The 17173-nt window shown below is 67.7% G+C and carries 11 protein-coding genes; 2 read left to right on the forward strand and 9 right to left on the reverse strand.

Annotation, left to right across the window (positions count from 1 at the left end):
• Positions 1-69: 69 nt before the first annotated feature.
• The 4 genes from HNR13_RS20345 to HNR13_RS20360 are packed head-to-tail and all read right to left on the reverse strand — an operon-like array spanning position 70 to position 4410.
• Positions 70-1986: an ABC transporter ATP-binding protein/permease gene (locus tag HNR13_RS20345; RefSeq protein ID WP_179608702.1), complete on the reverse strand. Its 1917-nt coding sequence runs from the start codon at positions 1984-1986 to the stop codon at positions 70-72.
• A complete protein-coding gene (locus HNR13_RS20350) occupies positions 1973-3112 on the reverse strand; it encodes an efflux RND transporter periplasmic adaptor subunit (RefSeq protein ID WP_179608704.1) in 1140 nt (379 codons plus the stop codon). The genes HNR13_RS20345 and HNR13_RS20350 overlap by 14 nt, the downstream gene beginning before the upstream one ends.
• Positions 3105-3953, reverse strand: a complete 849-nt coding sequence (locus tag HNR13_RS20355) for a hypothetical protein (protein WP_179608706.1) — start codon at positions 3951-3953, stop codon at positions 3105-3107. Before HNR13_RS20355 ends, HNR13_RS20350 begins: the two co-directional genes overlap by 8 nt.
• Positions 3954-4005: 52 nt before the next feature.
• Positions 4006-4410 (reverse strand): peptidase inhibitor family I36 protein, encoded by a 405-nt coding sequence (locus HNR13_RS20360; protein ID WP_281369294.1) that lies wholly within the window; start codon positions 4408-4410, stop codon positions 4006-4008.
• A gap of 103 nt (positions 4411-4513) precedes the next feature.
• On the opposite strand from HNR13_RS20360, the gene HNR13_RS20365 reads away from it, so the two are divergent.
• Complete coding sequence (locus HNR13_RS20365) at positions 4514-4861, forward strand: hypothetical protein (RefSeq protein WP_179608710.1); 348 nt, start codon at positions 4514-4516, stop codon at positions 4859-4861.
• Between the two features lie 127 nt (positions 4862-4988).
• On the opposite strand, the gene HNR13_RS20370 is transcribed toward HNR13_RS20365, so the two are convergent.
• Complete coding sequence (locus HNR13_RS20370) at positions 4989-5609, reverse strand: ScbR family autoregulator-binding transcription factor (protein ID WP_246312823.1); 621 nt, start codon at positions 5607-5609, stop codon at positions 4989-4991.
• Between the two features lie 69 nt (positions 5610-5678).
• Here HNR13_RS20370 and HNR13_RS20375 point away from each other — a divergent pair, with 69 nt between their 5' ends.
• Complete coding sequence (locus HNR13_RS20375; RefSeq protein ID WP_179608712.1) at positions 5679-6575, forward strand: AvrD family protein; 897 nt, start codon at positions 5679-5681, stop codon at positions 6573-6575.
• A 507-nt stretch (positions 6576-7082) separates the two neighbouring features.
• Here the strand turns inward: HNR13_RS20375 and HNR13_RS20380 are convergent.
• The 4 genes from HNR13_RS20380 to HNR13_RS21765 form a co-directional block, all read right to left on the reverse strand.
• A complete protein-coding gene (locus HNR13_RS20380) occupies positions 7083-9638 on the reverse strand; it encodes an alpha-L-rhamnosidase (protein WP_343063642.1) in 2556 nt (851 codons plus the stop codon).
• A gap of 90 nt (positions 9639-9728) precedes the next feature.
• Entirely contained in the window at positions 9729-10613 is an 885-nt protein-coding gene (locus HNR13_RS20385; RefSeq protein ID WP_179608716.1) for an alpha/beta hydrolase, read from the reverse strand.
• Between the two features lie 23 nt (positions 10614-10636).
• The gene (locus HNR13_RS20390) at positions 10637-12106 is read right to left on the reverse strand and encodes an NAD-dependent epimerase/dehydratase family protein (protein WP_179608718.1); all 1470 of its coding nucleotides are present in this window, start codon (positions 12104-12106) and stop codon (positions 10637-10639) included.
• Positions 12103-17172: a family 78 glycoside hydrolase catalytic domain gene (locus HNR13_RS21765; protein ID WP_246312824.1), complete on the reverse strand. Its 5070-nt coding sequence runs from the start codon at positions 17170-17172 to the stop codon at positions 12103-12105. The genes HNR13_RS20390 and HNR13_RS21765 overlap by 4 nt, the downstream gene beginning before the upstream one ends.
• Between the last annotated feature and the right edge of the window lies 1 nt (position 17173).

Raw genomic sequence — 17173 nt, forward strand, 5'->3', positions numbered from 1 at the left:
GCCGCTGATCTTGGTTTGGGTGTGAATGCCCGGCCCAGATGTTCCCCAGTAGGTGCCGTCTTTGACGGGCTACCCCCGAACCGCGATTGCCGGCTGGATCCGGCTCGCGCGGACACTTGGAATGATCGACGCGAGCAAACCAGCGACAACTCCGATGACGAGAGCTCCGACCAGGCTGACGAAGTCGAAATACGGCGTCCACCCGCGAGCCATCGACACGAGCAGCACCGTGCCGACCGCCAGGAAGACCCCCAAGACGGAGCCGACCGCGCCGAGCACACCTCCCTCGACGACGAAAAGCGACCCGACCGACGAAGGACTCGCGCCGGTCGCCATCCGCAGGCCGATCTCCGCACGTCGCTGGATGACAGCGCTGCTCATGATCGCCGACGTTGCGATGATGGCCGCCGCGAGGAGGACACTGGAGAGCAGCAGAAGAAGCCACTGGAACGAACTCGAAACGTCACCGCGGAGTTGGCCGAGGTTGGCTGCGCCGGTCACCGTGAACGCCCCCGGGTTGCCGGGGTCGAGCGCTAGCGGCACAGCATCGGATACCACGGCTGAACGACCAGGCGCCGTGCGTGCGACAAGTGTCTGTTTCGCCGGTAACCGCAAGGAGACGATGGCCGCGTGCGGGACGACGACAGAGTTGGCGACGCTGGCACTGGACGTGATCGCCAGCACATCGAAGGCGTGGTTGCCTACGAAGATCGTCTGCCCGGGACCGGAGCCGACATGCAGGGATCGCGCGGCCGCGGCACCTACTACGGCGATGTTCTGGCCCGGCCCTTTCGACTCGAACAGCCCAGCAACGATGGGCGGGGAGGATATCCGGAGCGCCTGGAATGTGCCAGCCGTTGCCCCGACGAGTTCAACGCTCGCGGTATCGCCGGGCACATTCGCCCCGAATCGTGAGATGTCGGCGTCCGAGGCGGCAACGCGGTCGTGCCGTCCAGCGGCAACGATCCCGTCGAGGCGTGCGACGCGTTGCAGCGCGTCGTCGCTGAATGCTTCTGCGGTGCCAGTCGGTTGTTGAGTGGCGACGGTCACCATGTTCTGTGATGCGGCGGAGATGAGTTGATCCACTTGGTTGCTGGCGGTCAGTCCGAGGCTGACGCTGGCGGCGAGACCACAGATGGCGACAGCGGTGGTGAGGATCTCGATGGCGCTTCGTGTTCGGTTGTCCCAGAGGCTCCAGGCGGCTTCGCAGACGGCGTCCACGGTTCGTCGCCACCATCGCCGGTGGTCGTCGCCACGTGCTCGTGTCTCGTGACCGGTGACCGCCGGGCGGGTCGCGTCGGCGCTGATCTCGGCGATGACTCCGTCGTTGACGGTGATCTGCCGGCGGGCGCGGGCGGCGAGGGCGGCGTCGTGGGTGACGAGCACGATCGTAGTGCCGGAAGCGTTGAGCTCGTCGAGGAGGTCCATGATCGCGGCGGAGTTCGCGGAGTCGAGGTTCCCGGTCGGTTCGTCGAGGAAGAGAACCGCGGGTTTGGTGGTGAGAGCTCGGGCGATCGCCATCCGTTGCCGTTCGCCGCCGGAGAGCAGGGAGACACGTTGCGATCCTTTGTGGATGATGTTCGCCTGGGTGAGGGCTTCGCCAATGCGGGTGGCACGCTCCTCGAACGGTGCCGCCGTCGATACCAAAGGCACTTCGACGTTCTTGATCACCGTCCGGTTGTCGATCGCATTCGAGTGTTGGAAGACGAAACCGAACGTTTCCCCACGCAGGGTGTCGCGCTTGCGCCGCGGGAGCGCTCGAATGTCCTGCCCGTCGAGCTGGTATTCGCCGACGTCGTACGAGTCGAGGAGGGCGAGGACGTTGAGGAGTGTTGATTTTCCCGCCCCGGACGGACCGGTGATGGCTATGAAATCGCCGCGGTAGATGTCGAGGTCGATGCGTGTGAGAGCCCACGCGCCGGTGCGGTTGTATCGGCGGCCGACGCCTCGCAAGCTGAGGAGCGGCGCGGACTCAGTGGTTGTCATTCACAGCGCCGCTGAGGACGATGACGGTTCCGGGGCTGAGGTTTGAGCCGGCGGCGACGCCGGTCCACCCTCCCTGCTGCCATTCCGGTTTCACGTCAACGTTGGTCTTCTTCCCGTCCTGTTTGACAACAACCCACGTCCGGTTTCCGGCCTGGTGGATAGCGATCGTCGGAACCGACGACTGGGCGGCGGTGTCGGAGGGGAAAGTGATCTGGACCTGTTCGTCGCCGGCCAGGGACGCCTCGGGCTGCTTGTCGAACGTGATAGTGGCCGGGTACCCGGATTGCGCGTCCAATCCGGATGCTTTCGGGTCCCCGGCGCGGAACTCCCCGACCCTGGCGATGGAGCCTGCGCCGAGGTGAGCGCCTCCGCTCATGGTGAGATCGACTTTCGACCCGGCTCTCGCTGATTGTGCATGGACGACGTCGAGGACTGTGACGACCTGGGAGGCCGCTTGGACCGCGTGCACAACTGGTCCCTCTCCGGCTGCGGAGCCGCGCGCGACGCTGGACTTGACGATGTAGTCCCCTTGCGGGAGCACTGCGATGTTCGCGAGCGGGAGGGACGCGCCCGCTGGGGTGCCCGGTGCGTCCAGCTTCGCCTGTTTGAACATCTTCTGAACGGCGTCCCGTGTCGCGTCGTTGTACGTGTCGCTGGCTGCACCTTTGCGGAGCCCGAGTGCGTTCAGTTCGTCGTTGAGGGATGCGATGTCGGTTCCACGGTCACCTACTGCGAGGTCGCGCCACGGTCGGATTGCGAGCCGTAATGCGAAGACGGGTGAGTCGTTGATGGACACCAGCAGGGATCCGCTTTTGACGGCTTCGCCGGGTGCTACGCCGAGTCGGGTGACAACGGCTGGGTTGATCGTCGTTGCGTAGTCGAACGAGTTGATCGCCCCGACAGTGCCGACGATCGGGGGAAGTGAATACGCTTTTGATTCCACCAGCGCGGTGGTCTCGACAGGGGTCTGCGCTTGTTGTATGGACGCGGCGACGTCAGATTGCATCCGGTATCCGATGGCGAGTCCGCCGCCGGCGGCGGCGATGATGAGCAGCAGGACCACGACGGTTGTGATGGGCTTGGGGAACCTGGGCACTCTGACCTGGGGTGCGATCTGCTCAGCCATTCTGGTCGATGTAGGTCTGCGCTGCCGCCAGCGTTTTGTCGATCTTCGTCCGCTCGTCGTTGAGCGCTGCCTGCTTCTGGTTCACGATCGCTGTTTGGTAGCTGGCGTCGATGTCGGCAAGTCGTTGAACGGCGTTCGTCGCGGTTTTACATTCAACGTCCTGAACTGCGATTTTGGTCTTCTGCTCGTCGTTGACGTTGGACACGTCGACGTTCAGGCCGTCTTTTGCGAGCGCGATCCCGTGGCCACTCATGCATGATCGCCAGTCAGCGACGATCTTCTTCCCTGCGCTGTCGTCGTGGATGGTTTTGTCGAACGCGGTTGCCGCTCCTTGCGCGGCGAGCGTGGACACTGGGTCGACCCGTGGAAACTTCTTGGCGGCGGCGTCCAGGCACGCGGAGTAGGCGGCTTGGGAGTCCGGTGTCGTCGTTTGTGCGTTCAACGCTTGCAATTGTTGTGTGACCTGATCCGGCGGCGGCGGGTTGTACCCGTACTGCGCCGCTTTGTTGAGTACCCAAACTCCGAAGAGGCGGAAGCCGACGGTCGAATGGCCTTGCCGGCGGTCGATGACCTTGAAGTCGAACCCTTTGCCTGCCATGCAGCTGCGCAGGCTCAAGTCGATGGCGTAGTCGACGGTTCTGTCTTCCGCGTCGGAGGGCATGTATCGGTCGAGGGGAAGAACTGCACTGTCTGTGCCCTCGTCGAGTTTTGCTTGCCCGCTGATGACCGTTCGTTTCGAGAAGTCGACGTCGATGCTATGCGCAGCTGTGCTGCAGGCGGTGAGCCCGGCAGCGCCGGCGCACGCGATGAACGCGATGACAATGGTTCTGGATGCTGACATGTGTGTTCCCCCGCGTGCGCCGACGACTGCTTTCTGGTGAGGTGTCGGAGCGTTAGGTCCAGAGATTGCTCTCGAGATTGTCGTTCCAGAACGCTATCCCGACGCCTCCGGTCTGGTCCCAGTACAGGTCGGTGTGTCGGTTGCCGGTACCGCGGTAGACGGTGAAGTTGCTGCCGCTGTAGTTCTGGTTGACGTAGACGTTCACGTTCTGCGAGTTGCCGTTGTTCCAGATGGAGCTGGCGGAGTTGTTGTAGTTCCCCCAGCTGCCGTTCCAGCTGCTATTGCTGTAGTACGCCCGCATTGCCGGGCCGCCGCCGTTGGCGTCAACGTATGCGCACATCTGGCCGGATGCGCATGAATCCCAGGCCGCATACGCCGGTGTCGCTGCGACGACTCCGGCCGCCCCCACGATTCCGACGGCCGCGGCAGCTGCGATCAACCGCTTTCGTAGACTCATTCATTTCCCCGATCGTTTCAGCGCCCGGACGGTTGTTCAGGCGACTGAGCGAAATAATACCGACCTCCCTGCTTGTTTCTGCAAGTGGTGCAAGAATGCGATTGTGAACGCATCAGCCGCTACCTCGCCCGCCCAGTCGCCCCGAACCATCGTGTTCACGATGGCGCCTTACGTTCTTGTGACTCTGGCACTGCTGGCGGTCGCTGCGATTTCACTGTTCCCGCTCGTGGTGTGGCTGGTGACGAATTCTGCGCTGGCACTCAGCAGCGCCTATTTCTACTTCTTCCTGCTGCCGCCGACGCTCTTCGGGCTTCTCGCCGCGGTGTCCGCGTTTGTTCCGATTCGACGCCGGCGCCACCCGTGGTGGGCGATGATTCCGGCGTCGCTGGCGTTTGTCGGCGTGCTACTGCTGACTGTGGGCAAGCCGTTGATCGGTCAGTTGGAGTTTTAGGCTTCGCTCTTCCGGTTGGTTGGAAGCGTCCGGCTTCCGCGAGCCGGTCCCGATTGGCGAAATACCATGCTGACGCAGCGGCGACCCCTTTTGAGGGGTGAGAGACCGTTCAGACTTCCCGGTATGTTTAGGCGACGGTTGCGGGGGCAGCCGCTGGGAAGGTAAACGAAGCGCCGATGATCTGCCAGAGCCGCTTGACGTCGTCGGGGAGAGTGTCGAGGCGACCCAACTCGTGGGCGATCATGTACGCCCCGAAGAACGACTGGACTGCGACCGTAGCCACCTCGCGCGGCTTCACATGCTGGAGACCGGCGTCCTCGACTTCTTGGGCGACGAAGACCGTGATGAGCTGGGTCCACCGCTCGTACGGGTTGTCTTCTGGCGCGGGCGGAAGCACCGTTTGCGTGAGCTTCATCGCTGCTCGCACGCGCACATCTTGCGCGAAGACCCGGCCAACTCGCTGGGTCAGCTCTTCCGCCGCCGCTAATCCCCGCAACCCGGTCCCGGCCACTTCGGCCACAATGACGGGCCAGTTCGTGTACTTCTCTTCCACCAGTGCCCGCGCAATGTCGAGCTTGGATCGAAAGTGGAAATACACGGCGCCTTTGGTCGCACCGGTGCGTTCAACGATCCGTTCCAGCCGGGCGCCTTCGTATCCGAACTCGTCGAACTCTTTCGCTGCGGCCTCGAGGATCGCGACACGGGTGCGTTCCGCGCGTTCTTGCTTCGCCATTCCGAAGTTGCCCATCCCTTCGGCCAGTAGTTACACGACCATAGCGCCTAAAACCGTACTCTTCATCATGATTCCGGGTCTCGCGTGACCACGGACGCTCTTGAATCGCGTCTTGGACCAGCTCGCGAACGATACTTCGGCGACGGTTTCCGGCAAACGGAGCAGTGGCTGGAGGACGTCGTGGTCGAACAGTCGGATGGCGGGGTCCTGGTCGAAGCCTCCGTTCGATTACGGCAGTGGCGACGGGAAGGGGTCGCTCGAGTCGCGCACCTCGGCACTATCGACGCGATTGCGGTCGCCGCTTCTCTCGGCTCGATAGCTCTGATCGCTTCCGGCTGCGCAGCCGCGGGCGGAGAGGTTCCGGTTTCTGGCGTCACCGTTCGTGCCGGCGGTCGTCCCGAATTGGCCCAAACCGGAATATCAGCGACCGCCCGCTTGGCCCGTCCAGCCTCCACGGCCAGTGCAGAGGTCATCTGCCGGATCGGCACCCTGAAGGTGTCGGTATCGTTCATGCTTCCAGCTCGACCGGTCAGCTCCCCTGTGTTGAGCGGCGTAGTGGACCCTGACGCTCTCCTCGGCCCGCGCGCAGACCGGTACTTCGCGGACGGGTACCGTCACCGCCGGCTGATGGCCGACTCCCTCGTTGTCTCCGAGGGGACGGCCGCGTGCACCTTTCTGGCTGACCCTCCCGAAGCGGATCTCGGGATTGTCGAATGCTTGGCGCTGACGTCGCAACTCGCTCAGGTCGCGCTGTACTCGGCCGCGAACGTTGCTCGTGAAGGCACTGGGAACCTGTGGATGCGCATGTGCGAGTTCACCGCGACCAACCGCGAAACTCGTGGCGGTCACGCGCAGCTCACCGTCTTCCGGACGAAAAGGATGATGGTGGGTTCGGCCGACGTCGTGAGCTCACACGTTCGCATCGATGCGTTCCCCGGTTGGACGGGGACAGCCGCCTTGGCGTTCGAGGTCTTGCACTGACCGTGCACCTCTCAGCTGCGTTTGCCGCTTACGCAGGGAAGTGGCGCCGGCCATCGATGCAGTTTGGTGGCCGTCACCGATGATGTCTCAACCAAGATCGTCACTTGCGGCGATTTGATTCGAAGTGTCCCGAAGCGAAACGTGACACGAGCAACGCAGGAAGCCAGACGCGCTGCGACACGCCTGTGAGGTGACTGATGGCCGCGGTCCCAAACGCTCAGCCCCGAGGCTCCGGAGCGAGCAATCGGAAGATACGACCCAAAAAAGTACCTGATCAGGCGCTTGAAACGACGTCACGATTGAATTAGGACAGTTCCGCCGAATTCATTTGGGAGGAGCCCAAGTGCGGAGACGGAGGGATTTGAACCCTGACGGTGCCCCTTAACCCGTCTCAAGATGCCCGGAAAACCGCGGAATTTCGCGGCGCCCCGATGACCTTGCACCCCTCACAATTACTGGAGTTGTGGGGTTTCTGTGGGGGCTGCGCTTGCCGCCTTCTCGAGGGCTTCAGAGCCGAGATAGCTGCGCGCGCAGTTCTCGGATCTCCGCCGAAGCGATCGACCCGGCGGCCATCTTCAGCACCGTGTTCAAGGGGACGGCTCGCGCCATAACGATCATCGGGCTGTCCGCGACGCCGGGAACTACGCGATCGAACACCTCGCGCGAGGCCGGGTCGTCCAGGAGCTCACCGAGGGTGATGACGTCCGGGTCGATTCGACCCCAGCTCAATGGCTCGTCCGAAGGCGCCTGGGCCGCGTTGGCGCGCGCAGCGCGGAGATCCGGGTAGGGGGTGCGAGGGGCTCGCGCGGGCATAGCCGTGCTCCAGGTGCAATCGCCCGCTGCCACCTCGTGGAGTTCGCCGTTCGGCAGGTGCACGATCCCGGTCACGCCTTGGGGGATGCCGACTCGGATGGTCGCGTTCGCACCGTCGCGCTCCCAGCGGCTGCGGATGACGCCGTGCGGGGTTTCGAGGGTCCCTTCAGCCCACGTCAGGCGCTCGTCGAGGTGGGGGCGGATGTCCACCTTCGTGTACCCGGGCTCGGCCGGGCGGATCCCGGCGACGTACTCGTGCAGGAACGCGATGACCGCACCTTTGGAGTAGTGGTTGAGCGACTCGTGCGGGTTCCCGTCCGCGTCGATGCCGGACCACGACTCCCACACCGTGGTGGCGCCGCGTTCGAGCATGACGAGCCAACCGGGCTCGTCGGTCTGGAACAGGAGGTTGTAGGCCACGTCGGGATAACCGTTGTCCGCGAGGACGGGCAGGAGCATCCCCGTGGAGAGGAAGCCGGTGCCCAGATGCGTCCCGTTCTCCTCGACCAGCCGCACGAGGTGATCTGCCGCGGCCGCGGTCAGCTCGGCTGGGATGAGACCGAAGGCGAGACCCCGGACGTAGTTCGCCTGCGTGGCGACGGTGAGCGTTCCGTCGGCGTTGAGGAATTCCGTTCGCCAGGCATCGGCCACATCCCGCGCGAGTCGCGCGTACCGCTCGGCTTCGGCCGCGTCTCCGATCACCCGGGCGGCGTCGGCGGTGAGCTGGGCGGAGCGGGCCAGGTACGCCGTGGCGACGATCGCGGGGTCGCCCTGGGGGTTGAACGGGACATCGGGTTCCAGCCATTCGCCCCAGTGCCATCCGGTGTCCCAGAGGAACCGCTCGTGCGGCGCCGGCTCCGGCCGGGACGCCACGCGGCTCGGGTGGCGTCCGCCGGCCGCGGTTCGCGCGGCGTGGTCCACCCAGGCGCGCATCATGGGGGCGGTCTCCGCCAGGATGCTTGGGTCGCCGTAGGCGCGGTAGAGCTCCCACGGCACGATCGTCGCGGCGTCTCCCCAGCCGGCGGAGCCGTCGAAGGAGATGGGGATCACCGGGTCGGGTTCGATTCCGCAATCGGGCGCGACATTGGTGATCGTGCCGTCGGCGTGCTGGTCGTCCGCCAGGGAGGTCAGCCACTTGCGGGCGAATCCGCTGATGTCGTCGAGGTAGGCGGCGCTGCGGGCGAAGATCTGGAAGTCGCCGGTGTATCCCCAGCGTTCCCGTTGCGGGCAGTCGGTGGGGATGTCGAGGCTGTTCGACCTCCAGCTGGCGACGGCGATGCGGTGGAGCTCGTTGAGTCGCGGGTCGCTGGAGGAGAACGTCCCGGTGTGATGGAGGTCGGTGCGCACCTGGTGAGCGCTGACGTCTTCGGGAGTGAGGTCGTCTTCCAGCCCGTCGACCGCGACGTAACGGAATCCGTGACTCGTGTGCCGGGGCTCGAAGACGTCGGACGGGTTGCCGCGGGAGATGACGGTGTCACGTTGACCCACCGGCAGTTTCGGGAGCCCCGGGGCGACGGTGATGTCGAGGTGCTCAAGGGTGAGGTCACCCTCCTGGTCGAGAGCCTCCCCGTGGGTGAGCTGGATGGTGGTGTCCGCCGGGCCCAGTTGGGTGAGGCGGACCCAGCCGTTCAGGTTCTGCCCGAAATCCACGATCTGCCGCCCGGACGGGAGGCGCGTGATCGCGACGGGACTGAAGGTCTCGGTCTTGCGTACTGGTGGGGCGACCGACCAGACCAGCCGGTCGGTGTCCTGCGTCAGTGGGTCGTCGGAGATCGCGACCCGCTGCCAGTCGGTGCGGCCGATACGGCGAAGGTCGCTGGTCTGCCCGTCCATCAGGTCGGCTCGGACGATCGCACCGACACCGGTCGCCCAGGTGCGGTCCGTAACCACCCGGATAGTGCCTTCTGCCTTCTCGATCGCGAGCGCCGCGACTACAGCAGTCTGCGTTCCGAAACTGTCGGGCACGCGGTGCGCGCCGACGCGGCCGCGGAACCAACCGTCGCTCACGACCAGGACGAGTTCGTTCCGCCCAGCGACGATCAAGGAGCTCACGTCGTACTGCTGGACCTGGAGGGTCTTGCGGTAGCTGGTGATGCCTGGCGTCAGCTCGAAGGAGCCGACTCGCTCTCCGTTGAGGAACGCCTCGTACACGCCGTGGGCCGTGACCGTGAGGATCGCGCTCGTCGCCCTGCCGACCAGTGCGAAGGCGCGACGGAACTCGTACGCCGGGCGTTCACCGGGCGCTGGCACGACATCGGGCGTGGTAATCCATGAGGCGTCTGCGAGGGCCGCCGCCGGTGACGTCTGCTGAAGGGTGAGCATGAAGGGTCGTCTCCTCGGTCAGGATCGCAGGATGCGGACGACTTCGTCGTGCGCACGCTTCGCCTCGGGGGTGGCGGAGCCGCTGAGTCCCACCGCGTGGTTGCCGTCGGGCGAATAGGTCAAGGTGCCGGCGTTACCTGCCCGCCGCAGGAGACGGTAGGCCTCCAGAGCTTGAGGCAGCAGGAGGTCGCGACCGCCCGAGACCACGTGAACCGGCGGCAGGCCGTCGAATCGGCCGTGGAGCGGGCTGACCACCGGATCGGACGTCGACAGTTCAGCGGCCCATGCCCGGCCCCAGTGCCGGAGCTCGTCCGGGTCCAGGATCGCGTCCCAGGTCTGCAGCACATCGGCTGCGGGGTGGGCGAGTTCGACATCGAGCCACGGACTCAGGAGGATGGCGGCGCGGACTCCCTCCGGGTGCAGTTGCAGGACACTCAGCGCGAGGCCGGCGCCCGCGGAGTCGCCGGCGAGGTATACCTCGCCGGCACCGCGCTCCGAAATGGTCGTAGCGAGGACCTCCGCCACGAACGCCCGCGCACGGCTGACGTCACCGACGGGAACGACCTCGTAGAGCGGTACGACGGCGTCGACTCCGGCGGCCGTCGCGAACCGGGCGACGGCCTTCCAGTGCGCGGTCGCGATGGGGTGCGCGTAGCCACCGCCGGCGAGGAAGACGAGAGCGCGACCGGGCGTCGCGTCGCGGCGGCGGAGCGTGACGACCCGTGACCCGGCCACCCGCTCCTCGCTGACGCGGAACCGCTTGGCAACGGAGGGCGGTACGGCGGCGGGGGCGGGCGGACCCTCAGCGTGGCGTCGGGCGATCTCCGCGGCGACCTCCTGCGTGCCGCCGCGGGCAACGACCCGTTTGACGATGGCGTCCATCGCGAGCGCTCGAATCGACATGGAGTACTCCTGAACGTGGGCCGTCAGCGCCGCGCGGCCTCGTCACGCCGCGCGGGCGTGTGCGAGTACAGCTGGGCGAGGAACGGGTTGTGCTCGGCCTGGCGCTCGTAGCCGGCGGTGTCGCGCGTGCAGTCGGGGCACCAGTGGCCGCCGATCAGGATCAGGAGCGGGCTGGCGGCGAAGATGTGGCCGAACGCGCAGCTCCAGATCAGCGGCTCGCGGGGGCGCCCCTCCTGAACCACCGGTGAGACGACCTCCCCACCGCGGAACTCGGCGGCGTGGACGTAGTCGGTGCGATCCCAGCCTTCTGCCGCTTTGTCCTCGTCGAAGCCGTGATCCAGGTACGCCGGAGTTCGCGAAGGCTCCGGCACCGCGAACGTGGTCCAGTCGCCGATGGCGTGCCATGCCTCGAGCGACCCGAAGTGGGCGCGGATCGCCGCCTCGTCGTGGTGCGCGATGGCGTGCATGGTGCCGCGCGGCTTCCGGGTGAGCGGTCGCATGACGAGGTTCTTCACGATCCATCCCGGGACCCGGCCGGCCGACCTGACTGAACTCGGGAGCGTCGCGACGGCACGCGCGAGCGCCTCATCGAACGTGTCCTTCCGGAACGGCACGAGGTCGTTGAGCCGGTCGCTGTCGGTGTACCAGTGCCCGTGGAAGTTCTGCGTGGCGAACCAGTTGCGGTCGTACCAGCCGCGCACGTCGGTGACGCCGAGGGCACCGCTAATGGCGGTCTGGAGCCGCCAGTTCGTCAGCCGCCACTCCTCGCCGCCGCCGATGTTGTAGATCCCGCCCCAGAACTCGTCGGGCAGGTCGCGCTCGGCGAGGCCGGCCAGGAGCCGGGCGGAGTCTTCCGCGGTCGCCCACTCCATGACGCCGCCCAGCGTGGAGTGGGTCATGATCGGGTCGCGGAGGGCGAGCATCCCCGGATGGAAGATGCCGGTCTGACGCAACCACGCCCACTTCGGCAGCCGCGACTCGATCAGCAGCTTCTCCGCGACGACCTTCGTCTGCCCGTACTCGTCGAACCGGGAGACCCGGATGGGGTCGCCCACCCGTCCCCAGTGGATCGGCGGAGTGCGGTCGCCGGTCTCCGCGACGGAGCCGATGCCCACGACCCCGACCGATCCCGGATCCGGCAGTGCCGCGACCGCGCGGATGATGTTCTGCATGCTGCCGATGTTCACCCGCTGCGCCAGCTCGGGATGCTGGTCGGCGAGCGGGGAGACGACGGCGCCGACATGCAGGATCAGGTCGACGTCCCGGATGGCGCGCTGCACGTCGGCGGAGTTCAGCAGGTCGCCCCAGAAGATCTCGAGGTTCTCCATGTCGTGGAACTCGTCGAGGACGGCCCGGTCCTGCGGGGTGTCCAGCGCGAACGCGACGACGCGCGTCCGGTCGCCTCGCTCGCGGAACTCACGGAGCGCGGCGCGTCCCCAGTTGCCGGTGGCGCCGGTGAGGAGGACGCGGGTTCTCGGATCGGTGGCCGTCACTGCTGCGCCGCCGCGAGGTCGGCTGCGCCGGCGACATCACTGCTCAACGCGATCAGCTGGTCGAGCGCCTCGTCCGGAATCTCGACTCCCGGGAACCGAGCGAACTGTCCCATCGGCATCGACTCGACCATCTTGAGCATGTTGCCGTTCGCCTCTGCGGCGGCGAGCTGTTCGTCGGATGCGCCCGCCATCATCGCCCGCATCAGCGCGGGGCCGACCACGGGGTGGCCGAACCAATCGCCGACGGTGGATGCGAGTGACAGCACCTGGGGTGCGTCCACATCGCCGTCCAGGTCGATCGCCTGCTCGCCGATGATCTGCTCGGCCGATTCACCGAGCAGGATCGTGTAGCGGCCGGGAGCGACCCACCAGCGCGACTGCGGGGTGTCCCAGAAGGCGAACGCGCGCCGGACCAGCGGGATCTCGACCGTGGTCGACTCCCCCGGCTCCAGCCGTACCTTCGCGAAACCGGCGAGCTCACGGGTCGGGCGCCGGACTGGCGCGTTGCTCGGCGCGACGTACAGCTGCACGACGTGCGCACCGGCGATGGCACCGGTGTTCGTGACCGTCACGCGAGCGATCGCGCTGTCAGCACCGGTCGCCTCCACCTCCAGCGCCGACTCGAAGGTCGTGTAGCTGAGTCCGTGCCCGAACGGATAGCGGACCGCGCGCCCGACCGTCGTGTAATAGCGGTAGCCGACGAACACGCTCTCGCTGTAGCGGACGACCTTGTTCTCGCCCGGGAAGGAGAGGTAGGAGGGGGTGTCCTCCAGCCGCAGCGGGATGGTCTCGGCGAGCCGGCCGGACGGGTTGATGTCGCCGGTGAGGACGGCTGCCAGCGCGTGGCCGACGGCCTGGCCGAGTGCCCAGCCCTCCACGATCGCGTCGACGCTGTCGTGCCATGGCTCGAGCGAGACGACACCGCCATTGGAGAGCACGACCACGGTCCGGGGTGCGGCCGCGGCAACGGCCTGGATGAGGCGGACATGCGCGTCAGGGAGGTCGAGGTGCGTGCGGTCGAACCCTTCGGACTGGTCCTCCTCGTACAGGCCGACGAAGACGACCGCGACCTCGGCGTTGCGCGCTGCCTCGACCGCCTCCTCACGCAGGCGCTCGTCCGCCTCCGGGGCGGTGCGGTCGTAGCCGGGAGCGAAGACGACCTCCGAGCCGAGTCGAGCGCGCAGCTCCTCCACCGGGATGTCGAGGCGCGTCGGGTTCACGTGCGAGCTGCCGCCGCCCTGGTATTGCGGCTCGGCGGCGAGCTGCCCGAGTACGGCCACGCGCCGGCCCCGTCGCAGCGGCAGCGTGTCGTTCTCGTTCCGGAGCAGCACGATCGCCTCGCCGGCCGCTCGGCGGGCCAGGTCGTGGTGGGCGTCCGCGTCGAAGGTGTGGTCGCCGGCAGCGGGGGCGGTGCGCTCGGCGAGCTCGGCGAGCCGGGCGACGCTCCGCTCGACCACGGAACGGTCGAGACGTCCGTCGCGCACGGCGGCGAGGATCGCCTCCGTGCCCTCGTCGCCGGTGCCGGGCATCTCCAGATCGAGGCCGGCCTTCAGCGCCTGGACGCGGTCCTTGATCGCGCCCCAGTCAGAGACGACGAGGCCTTCGAAGCCCCACTCGTCGCGGAGCAGCTCGGTCAGGAGCCACTCGTTCTCGGAGGCGAACGCTCCGTTGATCGCGTTGTACGCGCTCATCACGGTCGCGGGCTGCGCCTCGGTGACGACCTGCTCGAACGCGGGCAGGTAGATCTCGCGGAGAGCACGGTCGTCGACCTGCGCGTCCACGCGCATCCGCTCGGTCTCCTGGTTGTTGACGGCGAAGTGCTTCAGGGACGCGCCGACGCCGGTGCTCTGAAGGCCGTGCACGTACTCGGTGGCGATCGCCCCGGTGAGCCGGGGGTCCTCCGACAGGTACTCGAAGGTCCGACCGCCCAGCGGCGAGCGCTTGATGTTGATCGCCGGCCCGAGCAGCACGTCCACGTCAAGAGCGCGCGCCTCGCGGCCCAGCGCCGCGCCGACCTCCCGCACCAGGGCGGGGTTCCAGGTGGAGCCCAAGCCGACCCCGGGAGGGAAGCAGGTGGACGGGAGACTCTGGTTGAAGCCGAGGTTGTCGGCCGTGCCGCCCTGCCGACGGACCCCGTGCGGGCCGTCCACCAGCACGAGCGAGCGGATGCCGTCACCGTCGCGGGTGGACCAGAAGTCGCGTCCGGTGAGGAGGGCCGCGTCGCGGGCGAGCGCGTCGTCGTCCACGGTCGGCTCGGGCGCGTGGAGTACGTCGTCCGGCACGGGTTCGCCCGAGCTGACGGCCGCGAAGCCGCGTTCCAGGTCGGCGAGGACCGCGTCTGGTCCAGGGAGCATCGCGGCGATCTGGCGCGGCGTGACGGCCTCCTGTCCGCGCAGCCCCGCGGCCATGTGGTCGGCCGCTTCGGGGACGTGCTTGGTGATGACGCCGGTGAGGACGGCCATTGCCTCCGCGTTCTCGATGAGTGTTCCGAGCGGGGTGTCGACGGTCACGGTGGCGTGCGTCTCCTGGTCGACCTCGAAGGGTTCGGTGAACTCGTGCTCGCCGTGGCCGACGACCTGCCGGGCGCCGGAGGGCAGCACCACCTCGGCGGTGGCCCCGATCGGGACGCGGACGGCCAGCCGGAGTTCGCCGTCGCCGAGCACCCAGCCGCTCTCGGCGGTGCCGTAGGGCGTCTTCAGCCGGGCCGAGGCCGACGTGAGGCCGCGACGGGGAGGCTGAGGTGCGATGCGGAGCTGCCGGTATCCGGGTGCCGCCGGTGCGAGGCCGGCGACGACGCGGTGCAGCCAGTCGCCGACGGCGCCGAACGCGTAGTGGTTGAACGAGGTCATGCCGGACGGGTTCACGGTGCCGTCGGGAAGCAGCGAGTCCCACCGCTCCCAGATCGTGGTGGCGCCCTGATCGACGGTGTAGAGCCAGGAGGGCGCTTTCGTCTGGAACAGGAGCTTGTAGGCGGTGTCGAGGTGGCCGTTGGCCGACAGCGCATCGCAGATCAACGGTGTGCCGATGAACCCGGTCGCGATCGTGAAGCCGTTCGAGCGCACGATTTCGGCGAGCCGGTCGGCGGCCCGCGTCCGCGCGGCAGCGTCGCCGGCGAGGTCGAACTGGAGCGCGAGCGCGTAGGCCGTGGCGGAGTCGGAGAGGACGCGCCCGGCCTCGGAGACGTACTCGCGGCGGAAGGCGGTGGCGACCTCGTCCGCCAGCGAGCGGAGCCGGTCCGCCTCCGCGCGCTCGAGAAGCGCTGCCGCGTCGGCGACGATGCGTGCCGACCGCGCGAAGTACGCGGTCGCGACGATCTCCGGATACGTGGCGGCGGCTTCGGGACGACCGGCCGGCGCGGAGGGATCGAGCCAGTCGCCGAACTGGAAGCCGGCAGACCAGATCCGGTCGGGGCCGGCCGCCGCCTCCACCTCGGTGACCCAGGCGAGCATCGAGTCGAACTGCCGCCCGAGGACATCGAGGTCACCGGTCGACTGGTACAGGGTCCACGGCACGACAGTGGCAGCGTCGGCCCAGCCGGCCATCGGCCCGGTGTACCCGGTCGTGATCGCGGGGACCACCATCGGTGTGCCGCCGTACCGGGCCTGCTCGGCGGCGAGGTCCTTCAGCCACGACGTCAGGAAGCCGGCCGTGTCGAAGAGGTACTCGGCGGTCGGGGCGAAGACCTGGAGGTCTCCCGTCCAGCCCAGCCGCTCATCCCGCTGCGGGCAGTCGGTGGGGACGTCGACGAAGTTGCCGCGCATCCCCCAGACGATGTTCTGGTGCAGCCGATCCAGCTTGGGATCGGAGGCGGCGAACCAGCCGGTGCGCTCCAGGTCGGAGTGCAGCACCTCGGCGACGACCGCGGAGGCGTCGAACTCGCCGGGCCAGCCGGTCACCTCCGCGAATCGGAACCCGTGGAAGGTGAATCGCGGCGCCCACTCTTCCGTGGCGCCGCCGCGCAGCACGTAGGTGTCCGTCGCCTCGGCGCCGCGCAGGGGCTCGGTCGCGAGCTCTCCCGCCTCCAGGACTTCGGCGTGGCGCAGCACGATCGTGTCCCCGGCGTCCCCGTTCACGGTGATCCGCAGGCGGCCGACGAGGTTCTGACCGAAGTCGAGGATAGTGCGCCCGGACGGCGAGACGATGACGTCGGCGACCGGCACCGTCTGGGTGACCTTCACCGGCGGACCGTCGGGCGCGACCAGCAAGCCGGTGTCGAGCTCGGAGACCGTCACCGGCGTCCAGTCGCCCGTCGTGCTGGCGGGCGTCGACCAGCCCGGATCGTACAGCCGGGCATCGAAGTGCTCTCCGTTGTAGAGGTCGGCGGAGACGGTCGGCCCGGCGGCGCTCTCCCAGGCACGGTCGGTCCCGATCACCCGTCGTTCGCCGTCTTCGTACTCGACCTCCAGCTGGGCCAGCAGCCCCAGTTCGGTGCCGTACCACTCCCTGCGTCCGTCCCAGCCGAGGTAGCCGCGCCACCAGCCGTCGGCGAGCCACGCGCCGATGGTCGTCTCTCCGCCGCGGATCAGGTCCGTGACGTCGTAGGTCTGATACCGCAGGCGCGACTCGTAGGCCGTCCACCCGGGTGCGAGCTCGTCGTCTCCGACCCGCCGGCCGTTGATCTCGAGCTGATAGAGGCCGTGCGCTGAGGCGTAGACGCGGGCTCGGCGCACCGGCTTGGCGGGAAGCTCGGTCGTGCGCCGGAGGAGGGCGGCCGCTCCGGGAGCCGGTGCGATGAGCTGGGCCGTCCAGTCGTCCGGGTGGAGCAGCCCGGCCTCGACCTGCGCCCACTCGGACCATTCGGAGACGGTCCGGTCCGCACCGGTCACCCGCACGCGCACGCGTTCGCGATCCCGCGAACCGAGCGAGGCGAACGGCCACGGGACGAGCACCGATTCGCCGCTGCTGACGTAGACGACCTCGCCGGAACCAGCCTCGAGCTGATAGCCGGCCTGGGACCAGCCGGCCGGGGCGTCCTCGACGATCCAGCTCAGCCGCGGCGCGGCCTCGCCGATGCCGAGGGCATCGCGGTGGTGTTCGAACCGGACGGGGGTGACGGTGACGGTCATG

This window comes from Leifsonia shinshuensis (assembly GCF_013410375.1).
GTDB classification, from domain to species: domain Bacteria; phylum Actinomycetota; class Actinomycetes; order Actinomycetales; family Microbacteriaceae; genus Leifsonia; species Leifsonia shinshuensis.